At 69.4% G+C, this 13963-nt stretch carries 12 protein-coding genes; 10 read left to right on the forward strand and 2 right to left on the reverse strand.

Annotated features, from left to right (window positions below):
- Positions 1 to 11: 11 nt before the first annotated feature.
- From ACWC5C_RS38850 to ACWC5C_RS38885, 8 genes are all read left to right on the forward strand, one after another.
- On the forward strand, positions 12 to 755 hold the full coding sequence (locus ACWC5C_RS38850) for a hypothetical protein (protein WP_450883532.1): 744 nt from the start codon (positions 12 to 14) through the stop codon (positions 753 to 755).
- Between the two features lie 312 nt (positions 756 to 1067).
- A complete protein-coding gene (locus tag ACWC5C_RS38855) occupies positions 1068 to 1772 on the forward strand; it encodes an HNH endonuclease family protein (protein WP_450883534.1) in 705 nt (234 codons plus the stop codon).
- Between the two features lie 274 nt (positions 1773 to 2046).
- Complete coding sequence (locus ACWC5C_RS38860) at positions 2047 to 2865, forward strand: hypothetical protein (protein ID WP_450883536.1); 819 nt, start codon at positions 2047 to 2049, stop codon at positions 2863 to 2865.
- Positions 2866 to 3682: 817 nt separating this feature from the next.
- A complete protein-coding gene (locus ACWC5C_RS38865) occupies positions 3683 to 4054 on the forward strand; it encodes a DUF6247 family protein (protein WP_450883538.1) in 372 nt (123 codons plus the stop codon).
- Positions 4051 to 4341: a hypothetical protein gene (locus ACWC5C_RS38870; protein ID WP_450883540.1), complete on the forward strand. Its 291-nt coding sequence runs from the start codon at positions 4051 to 4053 to the stop codon at positions 4339 to 4341. The genes ACWC5C_RS38865 and ACWC5C_RS38870 overlap by 4 nt, the downstream gene beginning before the upstream one ends.
- Positions 4342 to 4556: 215 nt before the next feature.
- Positions 4557 to 4823 (forward strand): hypothetical protein, encoded by a 267-nt coding sequence (locus ACWC5C_RS38875; protein ID WP_450883542.1) that lies wholly within the window; start codon positions 4557 to 4559, stop codon positions 4821 to 4823.
- Positions 4824 to 4954: 131 nt separating this feature from the next.
- A complete protein-coding gene (locus ACWC5C_RS38880) occupies positions 4955 to 5479 on the forward strand; it encodes a hypothetical protein (RefSeq protein ID WP_450883544.1) in 525 nt (174 codons plus the stop codon).
- Between the two features lie 130 nt (positions 5480 to 5609).
- A complete protein-coding gene (locus ACWC5C_RS38885) occupies positions 5610 to 6581 on the forward strand; it encodes a hypothetical protein (RefSeq protein ID WP_450883546.1) in 972 nt (323 codons plus the stop codon).
- Between the two features lie 31 nt (positions 6582 to 6612).
- Here ACWC5C_RS38885 and ACWC5C_RS38890 read toward each other — a convergent pair whose 3' ends face one another.
- Positions 6613 to 9297 (reverse strand): ATP/GTP-binding protein, encoded by a 2685-nt coding sequence (locus tag ACWC5C_RS38890; protein ID WP_450883548.1) that lies wholly within the window; start codon positions 9295 to 9297, stop codon positions 6613 to 6615.
- A gap of 196 nt (positions 9298 to 9493) precedes the next feature.
- Between ACWC5C_RS38890 and ACWC5C_RS38895 the strand changes: the two genes are divergently transcribed.
- A complete protein-coding gene (locus ACWC5C_RS38895) occupies positions 9494 to 9769 on the forward strand; it encodes a hypothetical protein (RefSeq protein WP_450883549.1) in 276 nt (91 codons plus the stop codon).
- Here the strand turns inward: ACWC5C_RS38895 and ACWC5C_RS38900 are convergent.
- Entirely contained in the window at positions 9733 to 11547 is a 1815-nt protein-coding gene (locus ACWC5C_RS38900; protein ID WP_450883551.1) for a zeta toxin family protein, read from the reverse strand. The two genes, ACWC5C_RS38895 and ACWC5C_RS38900, sit on opposite strands and share 37 nt — an antisense overlap.
- A gap of 169 nt (positions 11548 to 11716) precedes the next feature.
- Between ACWC5C_RS38900 and tap the strand changes: the two genes are divergently transcribed.
- The gene (gene tap / locus ACWC5C_RS38905) at positions 11717 to 13957 is read left to right on the forward strand and encodes a telomere-associated protein Tap (protein WP_450883553.1); all 2241 of its coding nucleotides are present in this window, start codon (positions 11717 to 11719) and stop codon (positions 13955 to 13957) included.
- Positions 13958 to 13963: the final 6 nt, after the last annotated feature.

Below are 13963 nucleotides of genomic sequence, written 5' to 3' on the forward strand. Positions count from 1 at the left end.
AAGGACTGACGTTGGGTCACGAACGTGAGGTAGCCCCGCCCGGGCTGCGCCGAGTACTCCAGGAGGTCGTGCACGCCCGGGAGGAGGAGGCGGTCGCGACCCTCGCCGCCTGGCTCGACATCCCGGTGCCTTCCGGCCTGTGGGGCAGGGACCTGCCCGAATGGATCAACGAGCAGCTGCAGCGGCTGCCGGACCCCAAGGTCTTCGACCTGCTGGAGCAGGCCCTGACCTCTAACGGCATGTGGGGATCGTCGACCTACGACGAGCGGGTCAACAAGATCCTTAAGGAGGCCGAAATCGCGCTCGTTATGGTCGACGGCTCCTTCCTCGAGGACGACGAGGGGGCCGAGGAACTGGACGTCCAGGACGCCACCGTCCGCCCGCTGACCCTGCTCACCGGGAAGTACGCCGCCGCCCGGAGCAACTGGTCCAAAGCCCTGACTGCCCAGAAGGCCGGGGACGACCGCCAGGCCGTCGCGTTGGCTGTCAACACCCTGGAGGGCGTCGTCAAGATCGCCTCCGGGCAGAAGGACATCAACTCCGGGCTTCGCCGGCTGTTCCCCGAAGGCGAGCGCACCCCGCTGTGGCAGGCGATCAACCAGCTGCACAACTACGGCTCCGCGATGCCTTGGGTGCGCCATGGCGGCGGCCAGAAGGACGTGGAGCTGACCCGGATTGAGGCGCTGGGCGTGGTGCGGGCCGCCGCCGTGTGGATCGTCATGCTGATCAACCTGGACAAGGAGGGCCGCTTCTAGGCCCGCCGGAGGTCCGGCGCGGACGTCCGCGGCGCCGACCTGAAGTTGCGGGAGGGCGCTAGTGAGTCGGTAGACACGGGAGGGCGAGTTCGGGCCGCAGGCGGCCGGGCTCTTGGCCGGATGCACGCACCGCCTGGGCCCTGGCGCGGCTGCGGCGGCACCCGGAGGAAGACGAATTCGCGAAGCGGCACCTGGCCGCCGGGGAGCCCGAGGGCTGAGGCTCCCTATCCACATGGTCTTGAGAGCGGTTGGATTCGTACTCCTGCGCACGCCCTTTGGGGTGAAAGCCGCTCAAATGAAGACTTCGGCGTGATGGTGCACGCCACGGTGACGGTCATGATGATCCGTTGCTGGGCCGCTGCCGCGGCCACCGTGCTGGCAACCACCGGCCTCACCGTCACTGCTCCCTCAAGCTGGGCTTCCCCCAGCACCGCGCCGCTCGCACACGTTCCAGTCTCCGCGGCGGAGCTGCCAGAACCGCCCACCCCCGAGGAAGCCCGGGCGGAGCTGGCCGAGCTGACCGTCGCGCCCGAGGACGACGTGCCTGGATACAGCCGGGCGAAGTTCCCCCACTGGATCATCCAGCAGGGCACCTGCGATACCCGCGAGACCGTCCTCGCCCGGGACGGCGAAGACGTCGCCAAGGACGATCAGTGCCGCGCGACCTTAGGGCGCTGGGTCTCGCCGTACGACGGCGTGACGGCCGACGCGGCCGCCCAGTTCGACGTCGACCACGTCGTCCCCCTCAAGGAGGCCTGGCGGTCCGGCGCGGCGGAATGGAGCACGCAGGACCGCCGCGCATTCGCCAACGACCTCGTGCACTCGCAGCTCGTCGCGGTTTCCGCCCGCTCCAACCGGTCGAAAGCCGACAAGGACCCCGCACGCTGGCAACCGCCGCTCGCCAATTACCGCTGCACCTACAGCCGCGCCTGGATCTCCGTGAAACACGCCTACGGCCTGACCATCGACACCGCCGAGCGCTCGGCCCTGGAGAGCATGCTCGCCACCTGCGCCTGAGGAAACTTCCCGGCGCGCCAAGCCCTCAGCGCGCCGGGAGGATGCCACCGCGTGGACAGGCTGCGGTCGGCGGAGAAAAGCAGGGCGACCGGCCGCGCCGCAGCCGCCGAACCCCTCGGCTCGCCAGGCTCGCCCTGTCCGATTACTGCCCGCCCGGTCCGCCGCGGGTCGCCGACGCTGGTCGTGTCGAAGGGCAATCTGGTGCCACACCGCTCTATCGTCCGCAGTTGGGCGGCAGAGGCCGCGAACGCGTAGCTCGGCTCATGGAGGAGTCATGGACGAAACCAGGGGATGGCTCGATCTGTGGCGAGGAGTGTCAGCGGACGATGCCAAGGACAGTCGGCGACTGATCGGTGACGTCTGCAGTGGAATTCGTATGGTGACCGATGATGATGGTCCTGATGACCCAGACGAGGTGATCGCCATGGCAATCGCGGGAGCTGAGGCAGCTGAGGCAACCGCTGATGGCCTGGACCATGAGTGGGCGCTCTACACACCGCAGCAAGCCGCTGTCGTTGCCTCGGCTCTGTTTGCTCAGATCGAAGCGGCCGGCACCGCCTTGGAGAAGCTGAGCGAGTACTTGCACGTCATGGACGCCCGCCAAGACGTTGTAATCCCGGAATTCAATGACAGTGAGCATCCGAACCTCAACGACGCCGAGATGGGTCTAGGAGGCGCCGGTCAAGAAGCGCGGGCCACCACCGTCGCTGCGGAGCGGACAGTCCGAGCGCTCGCCGAGACCCCTTACCTCGGGCGGCTCCCGGCACACGCCCACGAGACCATCGCAGCGGTGGCTGAATTGCTGGGCAGCGCTGCGACGCTGTGTACGGACCACCATGTGCACGACGAAGCCGAGCTCGCAGAGAACTACGACGGCGGCTTCGGGTGCGGTTGCTCGATCGCGCTGTCGGACAACACAGGCTCGCCGTGGGAGTTCCGCCGCGGTGATTCGTCATGGAACCTCGTGCGGCTTGCCGACGTCGGCGATGACGGCGTCCTGCGGAGTTGGGTGGATCTGGACGCCTCGGAAGCTTGCGCTCACCCGGGGCACCTGACGGCGTTGATTCGGGAGTGCCTTCCGACGGGCACGTAGGCGTCGGCATCTGCGCCCCGGCTGGGTCAATCCGTGCCGATCGGTTCCACAGATCAGACCCGGACTCGACATAGTCCATTCCTGCGTTTAGGTGAACGGCGTCGCTAACGTCGGCGGGCCATGTTCCAGGAAAGCGCTCATCTCGATATGGGTCGGTTCATGAATCTCAACGACATCCTGGACCGTGCGGAACTACAGGCCGAATTCGTGCAGCGACTCGGGTCCATTCCAGTGGGTGGAGGGAGGCCGCGCCTCGATGAGCAGTGGAAGCCCGTTTGGAGACTGTTTGAAACGGCATGCCAGTTCTATGGTGCGTCACAACCGGAATCTTTGGCGAAGGCTGTAAAGCTCGCTCACGAGCAGTACATGACTCCGGGAACCCTGAAGACTGCAGGGTTCCTCCACTTCCTCTACTGCACTCTCTGCCCGCAGGTCTCAAATGATCATCCCATCCCTAGTCGGACGGAGTGGGCGGCCCGGGTAATGGAGACAATCTGGGCCGGGCTCGGAGATCGGGAATTCACAAGGTTCGCCGAAGCTCTGGACGATGCTTTTGCGACCTTGTCAAACCCGGAACTGAGTCCCAGCTGACTCAGGTACTCGTCCCGGAGACCGGTTCATCCGAACGCCTGGAATGCTTCCGCCACAGCTCGGCCTGCGCCTGGAAGCACAGCACACGGCAACGCCCTGGCGCGCACGGGCGAATCTCCAGCCGCACGAGAGCACACCGTCCAGGACCTCTCGACGTGCGCTGGGAAGCCGGTTCATCGCTCAGCGAGCGCGATATCGTGGGGGACACGACAGGGAGCGAGGCAGCATGAGCGAGGCAGTAGCCGATGGACACGGCCCCCTGATCCCGCAGCCCAAGGCGACCGCGGAGGAGTTGCGTGCCGCGCTGGTGCGGATCGCGCCGAGCCAGGTGGCCGCATTCGACGCCGACCGGACGAAGGCGATGGCGGCCGCTCGTGAGCATGTGGACGCGGCGCCGATGCGGCGATTCCTGCGGCAGTGGGCGCTGACCGTGGCGATCGAGCGCCACCCCGCCCGCGCAGCACGCCTGCGCGAGCTGGAGGCACGCGCCGCGCAAGTGGAGGACCTGACGGAGGCCCGCGCCATCGCCGCCGAGGTGTCCGCCATCCAGAACGAGGCGGCGGACGAAGCGGGTATCGACCGGCGGGCTGGCGGGTGACCGGCGAGAGCGGATGGCGGTGGGAGTACGACCCCGACTTCGAGCACGTGGCGAAGGGACTTCCTGACCGCGTTGTCGCTGAAGTGGAAAGGCTCGCCGGACAGCTCGTCGACCTGGCCGAGATGGGGATCGACGTCACGGACATCGGCGAAGGCCCGCGTCCAGGAGTCGCCGGCGGCGTACGGCGCCTTCCCCTCCTCGAGGACGGGTTCATGCTGGCACTGCCGCTGCCCCGCTTACAGCTGATCGCCATCACGTACATCTGCCCGCCGTTCGCGGACCTCTAGCCCCCTCCAAACTCTCCTCGCGCTCGCCGCCGTGCCCTCCGGCCGCCGGGAACACTTCCTCCACAGCTCGGCCTGCGCCCGGAAGTACAGCACACACCCTGGCGCGCCCCCATGGCCGCCGCACGAGAGAGCCCCGCTCAGCTCTCTGGGAGGGGCGTGTGCCCGAGCGGCTGATGATGGTCGGCCGGGGCGGGGAGTCTGTCAGGATGGTGGACATGGCGAATGAGACGGCGACGCACGATCAGCGGCTGCGGGACCTGGAAGCGGAAGCATTCCGCACCGGCCGGACGCTTGCGGAGCACAGCGAGCAGCTGGCAACGATCGGCGAGCAGCAGCGTACGGCGTTCGGGAACATCGACTCCCTCGCCAACGCCGTCGGCGCGCCGGGGGACCGGTCCATAGCCCAGCGTCTGGACTCGATCGAGCGAGTCCTGTTCGCCCTCGCACGTGCGCAGGGCATCGACCCCGACACCGCTCCCTGACCCAGCCGAATCCGGTCACCCTGACGGGCATGACTACGGGCCCCGGGTCCGGCGTACTCGACCCGTCGGGCGAGACCAGGATGGCCCGTTCCGGCTCCGCCCTCGTCCGAGGGTCGGTAGCTTCCCTGGGTATGAGCGCACACCGAGCTTCGCCGGGTGAGCCGTGGCCGGGCTGGGCGACCAGCCGGGCAGCTCAGGCCGCGTACGGGAAGCACCTGGTCCGCATCGGGGAACTCGTCCCGGCCCTGCTGTACATGCACGCCATGGAGCGTCAGCGCCTGACGGCCGCGAACTCCGCCGGTCAGCAGCAGCTCATCAACGCCGAGGTCAGCGGCCTGGCCTTGGAGTGCCGGGACGACCTGCTGGAGACCGCGGCCGTCCTGGACGCGCTCGCCCTGTGCCACGGGCACGGCAGCTACCTGCCACGCCCTTACCAGGAAGACGACCGTGACCCGCCGAGGGACGTGCAGCTGCGCACCGACGCATCCGATGTCGCCGACGAACTCGTGTGCCACGACCATCAGCACGGGACCAGCACCACTGGCGATATCCCGCCTGCTCTGAAGGACGGCTGCACTGACGCCGAACGGGATGCGGTCCGCGCCTACGCCCGCAAGGAGTGGATCATTATCCAGGAGAGATGGCCTGGCCTCTGACGCCGACTGTGGCTGCATCGCGATCAGCACGACGATGAGGAACCGGCCGGGCGCGCCGGATGAGCGTGCCACGTGGTCAGTTCCGGCGACGGCGCATGTGCGGGGAGGATGGTCCGCCAGGATCTTCGGTATGGAACTGGATTCCACTGTTATCACCGCAGCCCTAGGCGCTGCTGGCATCGTCGGTACCCTCGCCGCCGCACGTATGCAGGCCCGGGCGGGACACGTCCAGGCCGAAGCAACCCGGATTGGCGCCCTCACACAGATGCAACGCGTCGGCCGCCGAGATGCGTACGCCGCGTTCCTCACTGCTGCCGACGACCTCGATCGCGTTTCGCAGCAGTACAGCGGCGCTGGTCCGTTCAGTCCCGACATCGGTACGACGTCACCTGCCACTATCGCCTGGCGTGAGCTGACAACGCACCTTGTCGAGGTCGAATTAGAAGGACCGACAACCGTATCTGCTATCGCTCATGAGGTCCGGGACGCCTGCTATGAACTCCTGCTCGCCCTTGCTGAGCTTGTCCCTATACGCCAGGCTCGCGCAGCCCGCGACGAGGTGTTCGACACCTCCCTTGACGCGATTAGGCAAGCGGAGGCCGGGTTCCGGATATCCCAGAAGCTCCATACCGCTGCGGCCGAGTCGAGAATCACCGACATGGTCAGGACTCCACCTGGGGCCCGACCCCAGGTGAGCAGCCTCGTCACTCGAGCTGCGGACCAGTACGACGCCGCCGAATTCCAGACGGAATTGCAGTCGGCTGTGCATCGTGCGGAGACCCTGAAATCTCTCCTTGTCGAGGTTGAGGCGCTACAGGCGGCCCGTGAACAGCTCAACGAGGGAAGCCTTAGTACCGCCGAGTTCGAGCAAGCTGTCGAGGAGGGGACGGAGCGCATCGAAGGACACCTCGGACTCTATGCACTTGACCGCGATCATGTGATGGCGCTTGTACGCGACGCTGCCTACGATGCGGGGGCCGAAGCCGAGGCACGCGTCGAAGCGGCGCGCTCGGCGCTCCGCGGGCCATACCAAGCGTTCCTCATGGCGGCCGCCGGCGTTCTCAGTGCAGATCCAGCTGCTGAACGCCGAGGGTTGAGGTAACGGCATGGACTGGCCAGCGGAAGGTCGTCTGTCACTGTGCTGCGCGTAGGTGGTCACGTCGGGCCGTGACCAGGCCGTGCCATCGCCGGCGGGTTTGCTGCTCTCCGTCCAGCCACCGTGCCTGTGCGGGGGGCTCTGCGGGGAGGTCGAGGCCGCCCATGAAGTGGGCCAGGTCGAGGTAGTAGGCGTAGTCACCGCTGCGGGTCAGCTCGCGTAGCCGGGAGACTGCGGCGAGCAGGGCGTCGTGGTCGCCGCCGACCCCGTAGTGGAAGGCCATCGCAAGCTCGAGGGTGGCGCCCGCGGAGGTCAGTCCGGCGACGTTGATCTCGGTGCGGAGCATGCTGGCGCGGTCCTCGATGTCGCCGGTAGTGGTTCCAGCGTCGCGGAGGATGGCGGTGATCTGGGTGGTGAGGCCGGTGGCGCGCAGGTCGAGCCCGGACAGCATCTGCTGGGCGAGTTCGAGTTCGTCGTCGGCGAGGTCGGGGTCGGCGAAGGAGAGGACGAAGGCGCGCTGCGCTTGGCAGGTGGCTCGCTCCCCGGCGATGCCGTGCTGCTCGGCTTCGCCGCGGGCGGCCTGATATGCGGCGGCCGCGCGGGTCATGTCGCCCTGGACCCACCACAGGTCGCCCATCACGCGGTGGTGGCGGCCCGCCCAGCCGAGGGTCTGGGCGGTGGCCAGGGCGGTGGGGAAGTCGCCAGCGAGGCGGGCGAGGTGGGCCAGGCCGCGGCGGGCGGCGGCGGCGAGGCGGCCGCCGCCGTCGGCAACGAGCTGCATGCCGCGGCGGGAGTCGTCGGAGCGACCGAGGTCGCGTTGGGCCTTGGCCCGGTAGTAGACGGCCATCTCGTGCAGGTCGGTGGGCAGCAGGCCGGTGTCGACGACCGTGGTGAGCCGGTCGACGGTGCGCTCGCGGTGCTCGTGCTGCCGGCGGCCGAGCGCACTGAGGGTTTCGACCAGAGCGTCGGCCGATGTCTCCAGCCCGGCGGCCGGCTCGTGTGGGGCGGGTGGGGCGAGCGGTTCCCAGATCGAGTCGCTGACGTAGGACCAGGCCGCGTCCGCGAGCCAGCCGAGCTCGAGACGGTGGTCACGGGCGAGGCGCAGGCCCTGGCGCAGGCAGCCGATGAGCAGGAGCCGACCTTGGGTGGGGCTGGTGTTCCACTGCTCGCCCAGCGCGTCGAGGGCCCGCTGGGCGGCTTGGGCCCAGTCGCGGGGTGACCAACGGTCGTCGGTGCGGTCATCCGCGGTGCGGATGGTGGAGCGGATCAGCCCGTGCAGGTGGAACGGCCACAAGCCGAAGGCGTCTTCGCTGACGAACGGCCGCTCGACCAGCCGCGTGGCCGGCGCCTCGTGGGCCATGCCCGCGGCCCGGGTCGCCAGCGCCACGTCGAAGGCGTCCAGCAGGGCGACCGAGCGCAGGACGTGCCGCTCGTCGGGGGTGAGGTCGGACAGGGTGCGGGCGATCAGGGCCGGGAAGTCCTGGTCGAAGTCGTCCGGCCTGGGGGCGTGGCCCGAGCGGCGGAGCTCCAGGAACCGCATCACCGACAGGTCGAGGTAGAGAGGCAGGCCGTGCGAGCGGCGGGTGATGACCTCGCGCACGGACGGGCCGATGAGGGGCTGGCCGTCGCGGGAGAGGCGGCGGGCGAGGTAGTCGTCGCAGTCCTCGGGGGAGAAGTCGCCGATCAGCACCTGCCGTGCGCGGCCGCCGACCGATGACGAAGGGGTGCGGGCTGCTGGGATGTCGTGGGCGACCAGGCCGGGCCAGGCCGCGGGGCCAGTGAAGTCGAGCTGGCCCTGAAGGGCTTCGTCGGCCCATTGCAGGCGGGAGCGGCCGGTGATGACGAAGAAGGCGTTCGGCATCAGCCACACCACCCGCTGGATGAGGCGTTCGAGGTCGCGGTGGGTACGGTCGCCGGTGTCTTCGAAGGTGTCCAGCAGGATCACCGGCGTCACGGCCTTGTCCGGCGGGAGCTGGGCGAGCTCCCAGGCCAGAAGATGCGGATAGTAGGAGAGCGCATCGAGGTCGGGCTCGGCCTCCAGGAGGTCGGTCAGCCGGGTGCATCCGGCGAGCGCGCGGACGGTCTGCCGCCGCTCGCGCAGAGCCCCCACCAGGGCACCGGTCACCTGCCCGATCGCCGAGCCGACGGTGCCGGGCAGCAGCAGCGCCTGGGCGACGTCCGACAGCGCGGACTGCATCTGCTGCTGGCCGGCCTTGCCGAACCGCGCCAGGCCGCCCCGGCGCAGGTACTCCTCCAGCGGTTCGCCGGGGTGGTTGTGCTCCCAGTAGCGGCGCAGCGCGATGTCGAAGGCGGGCAGTGGGCGTTCGAGCTCGGCGAGGGCGAGGCGGATGGTGAGCACGATTTGCTCGAAGTCGGTGCCGGCCGAGCGGGCGAGGTCGATGCGCACCGGCAGGATGCGTTCGCCCGGCCAGGTGGGCTGGCCCCACTGTGCGGGGCGGTGCTCGGCGCTGGTGAGGGCGGCCTCGAGTTTGCGGGACAGGGTGGTCTTGCCGATGCCGCCCACGCCGTGGAACACGATGAGGTTGTTCCGCGGGGCCTCGAGGTCCTCGACGTCGAACGCGGGGCCGGCGGTGTGGCGCAGGTGCTCGGTGAGCGCGGCCGCGACCAGCTCCCACTGCGTCTGGCGGTTCGTGAACGCCTCCGCTGTCGTCAAGCCGCGATCGTTGGAGCTGAACAGTGCCCTGAGATCCCGACCTGTCACGCCCAACCCCCCGAATCGTTGATCACCTGAACCCAACCTATGCCGAGCCCGATCCCTTGGGACAGCATCCCCTGGTACCGCGGCGTCCGCAGGCCCGTCCGCGGCCGGTCTCGGTCTGGTGTGGCACTGCCCACTGCAGTCAGCCGAGGAGACAATGGCCACCTGTAGCCAAGATCAACCCGAAGGTGGAGTGGCCGTGTCCGACACCCCGACCCCTGACTTCTCCGACCTGGACGGCGGGGGTGAAGGTCAGGCGGTAGACATCGTCCGAGAGGTGGTCCTCTGGTACAGCTCCCAGATCGCTGCCGAGCGTCGGGCACCGGTACCTGACCAGGAGCGCATCGGGGAGCTGACGGCGGCCCGACAGGAGGTGCTGGAGGACCAGCAGCGGCTGGGGACCGCCGACCCGGAGCAGACGGCCCGCATTGCCGCCGTCTACGCCGCCCGGTTGAAGGAGCTCACCGGCTCATAGCCCGTGGCCCTCGGTACCGGGAGGAGACCCAGGGGCGCGTGCAGCTGGCTGATCCTGGTCGGCTGCACCTGCGGAGGCATCAGCGGGCAGGCCAGCGCGGCGATGTCGTCCAACTCCCGGCGATGCCGCGGCAGGGCCTTGCGTAGCGCGTGGTGGAGCGCCAGGAACTGCGCGGCCTCTTGATCGGTGTACGGCCGCTGCCGCTCGGCGGCCAGGGCCCACGCCAACCGGCGGCCGCCGCCGTGTTCCTGGCGGAGCAGGGCCTGGCCGTCCCGGCGGATCACCGTCACGGCGCTGATCGCCGGGTGGGTCTGCGCGAGCTCGACGATGTCGGCCAGCGCGCGGAAGCAGGTGTCGTGCCCGGCCCGGGAGGTGAACCGAGCGGTGTTGATCCCGACTTGCAGGGCGCGGGCATACCGCAGCGCCGTCCCCAGGCGGCTGTCGGCCTCGCGCACGGCCAGGACGACCAGCTCGACGGGGTAGGCGGGGTAGACACCGGGCCGCCCGGCCGCGAACGGCAGGGCGCTGGCCAGGAACTCCTCCGTGCTGCCCGGGGCGCCCTCGATGAGCACGTCGCCGCGCCGGATGCGTACATACTCCTCGGCCTCGGCGAACCAGGCTCGGTAGTCCGCCCGGATCGCCGCGCTCGCGTTGCGGGGATCGTCGGCCAGCAACCGCGAGTAGTCGGGATGCGAGATCTTGAAGTCGTCGCCCATCAGGTGCGTGGTCCCTGGCCGCATCGACCGCTTGACCATCCTGGCGGCCATCAGCTTCCCCGCTCCGGGCTGGCCCAGCACGTAGACCGCCTGCGGGTCCTCACGGCCGATGGTGCCGCTCAAGTACGACGGCGCGATCAGCTCATCGAAGGTCCACCGGTGTTCCTCGGCCGACAGCCGGTGATAGTCCACGCCCGGCGCCGCCTGGCGTGGCTGGGCGATCCGGCGGACCGGCTCGGCGAGCGCGGCGGCACGCGCAGCATCTCGCTGGACGGCCAGGCGCCGGTCCTCGCAGGGCACATCGCGGTGCAGGCGCTGATCGGCCGCGGCCAGCCCGCGGTGGAAGACCGCTGTCTCCCGCGCGCTCCACGGCCGCGCCCGCTCGTGCGCCACTACCCGGTCCGCCGCCTCCCGCCTACGCCAGGCCTCGTCGACGAGTTCGTTGTCGTAGAGGACCGTGCCGTCGCGCCGGACAACCGTGATGCGGTCGGCCAGTTGCTCCGCCTCGATGACCGCCAGCGTCGCGAGCATCCCCTTCGCGCAGGAGTCGTGGTTTTCCCAGGACACGTACCGGCCCTCGCCGTCGACTGCCTCGGACAGGAATCGGTCCAGGATCCCAAGCTGGCTCCAGGCCTCCGACGTCGCCAGCGCCACCACCTCGATCCGGTGACGGGACCGCCGGTAGGCGGCTGCTGACGTACGGAAGTCATCGGCATCGGCGAGCGCGGACTCGACCACGGCATCGAACCCGCAGGCACGCACGTGGTCCTCAACTGCGGCCTGCCAGCGGCGGGTCTCGGGCCGGACCTTGGCTCCGGCGGAGCGGACATCGGCTGCCAGCAGCTCGCTGTAGCGCTGGTGTGTGGCCTTGTAGAGGTCACGGCAGACCCGCACCGCGCCACCGCGACGGTCCAGCACCGTCTGGACGAGATCCGCGACTTCCGTCTTCCCCGCACCTGGCTGTCCGCCGACGATCACGACGACAGGCCGATCCTGCCCGACCGCATCCTTCAAAGCCGTCGGCAGGATCACCTCCTGCAGAACGTTGTGTTCCTCTCCCATCGGTCCTCCCCGGACGACCGTCGCACTCCGCGGCTCTGTCTCCTTGACCACCGTTTGCACCCTCCCGGTAGGTCAACGAAGTGATCATAAAATCACGGATAAGAACATTGCAAATCTAAGGATAAATTCACGGGTAATTTCGTGGTAGTGTTTGGGGTGGAGGTGAAGTATGCCGACCGAAGATGAGCTGTTCGCGGCCGTGGACGCGCTGCTGGAGGGTGAGCCGGAGATGCCGCCCCCGGCAGAGCGGGCGCGGCTGCGCGACGCGGCCGGGGTCCCGCAGGCCCGGCTCGCGCAGGTGTTGCAGACGTCGACGCAGACGGTGAAGAACTGGGAGTCCGGCCGCTCGGAGCCGCGGCCGCCGCGCCGCCAGGCGTACCAGCGGCTCCTGGACGGGTGGGCGGAGCAGTACCCCAAACCCGCCGACACCAAGGCTGCGCAGCCGCCGGAGACGTTCACTGGCGCGCCCGCCCCGGCGGAAGCGCAGTCTCTGTCCACAGGCCCGGCACCCGAGGCTGCGGTCATGACTGCAACCGAGAACCCCCAGACCAACCCCGCCCCTGCTGCCGCTGCTCCGGCGGCCACGTCGCGTCCGGCGCAAGCCACCAAGCCGTCGTCGACGTCGCGGCGGCCGGCCGCGCGGAAGGCGGCGAAGAAGCCGACCGGCCCGGCGGGCACCGACCCGCGGTTCGAGAACGGCCCGCTCGCCGTAGTCGATGTCGACGACGGCCAGGTCCTGGCGTACTGCGTCGACGGCCTGGTCCTGGACGTGCCCGCCAAGTCCCTGCCCTCGCTGATCGAGTGGACGCTGACCGAAGCCAAGCTCGGGCAGGCCCGTCTGAACCGCAACGGCCGCGACGCCGACCCCGTCCTCGTCCTCACCACCGCCGCGCTGGAGCGCTACGGACTGCCCACCGCCCTGTCGGACCAGGAGCGGCGCGCCGGACGGCTCCCGGACGGCCACAAGGTGGTCAAGCAGCTCACCAAGGCGAACTGGCAGTTGACTCAGCGCGGCTTCGGCCCGTGGGCGCGGATCTACCGCCCGGCCGAGGGCTCCAAGCGCAACTGTGTCCAGCTGTGCATCCCGGCCTGGAACGCCCTGGACGTCCGCGAGTGGGACAACAAGGAGAACCCGCAGCTGCCGACGATGCACCCGGCCGACCTCGCCCGGTACCTGGGCAGCTATGCGGAGCGGGTGATGACGCCGCGCGGCACCACGGCGGTCACCGGCCTGGAGCTGATGGTCGCTCTGCGCCCGCCGACCCGTGCGGAGAAGGACGAGGCCACCGGCGAGTTCAAGCGGGCGTTCAACGCGGACGCCCTCACCCAGCTCTACGACATGGTGGAGTGCGAGGTCCCCGACGAGCACCCCATCCTCAAGGGCAAGTTCGCCCGGCACCACATGCGGACCCCGGCCGAGATGCTGATGGAGGAGCCCTACGACTGGTGCCGGCCGCTGACCGATGAGGAGTGCGCGAACCACTACCTGGTCGCGATCGACATCAACATGTCGTTCGCCGCGGCCGCGAACGGGCTCATCGTCGGGCTGAACGGGCCGACCCACCGCACCGACAACCCGAAGTTCGACCCGGCACTGCCCGGCTCGTGGCTGGTCGACCTCTCCCACGTCGACCTCTCGCACGTGGACGTCGGCGGCCGGACGATCGACGGCAACCGGCTCCCGAGCCCGTTCACGCCCAAGGGCGACCGGCCCACCGGCCCGGCCTGGTACGCCACGCCCACCGTGCAGTACGCGGTGGAACTGGGCTTCGAGGTCGCGCCGATCGAGGCGCACGTGCGCACCCAGACCGGCCGCTACCTGGACGGCTGGTACAAGCGGCTGCGCGACGCGTACGTCGCCACCATGGCCGACCTCGGCGTCACCACCGACCTGGGCGGCCAGGAGTTCCTGGAGGCGATGGCCCGCTCCAAGCAGGTCGACCCGACGATGGCGCTGCTTGCGGGCGCGATCAAGGCGACGGCGAAGGGCGGCATCGGCAAGCTGCGCCAGCGCAACCGGGGCCAGGTGCCGTACTACGAGCCGTGGCCGGCGCTGAACCGGGAGACGTGGCGCCCCGACATCCGCGCCGCCGTCCTGGCGAACCAGCGCATCGGTCTGCACCGCAAGCTGATGAAGACCGCGGCCGCGGCCGACCTGTACCCGGTGGCGATCGGCACCGACGCCATCGTCTACCCCTCGCCCGGCCCGTCCCCGCTGGACTTCATGCCGCATACCCCGGAGGGCAAGCCGGTGCCGGGCACGTTCCGGCTCGGGGTCTCGCCGGGCATGGTCAAGCACCAGGGCACCCAGACCGTCCTGTGGGCCGAGGCCCAGTTCGAGGAGGCAGGAGCGGTGTTCAACCTCGCCAACCTGATCAAGAACGACCCGACAGCCGGGGAAGGGGAGTAACAGGTC

The organism is Streptomyces sp. NPDC001700 (genome assembly GCF_053596435.1).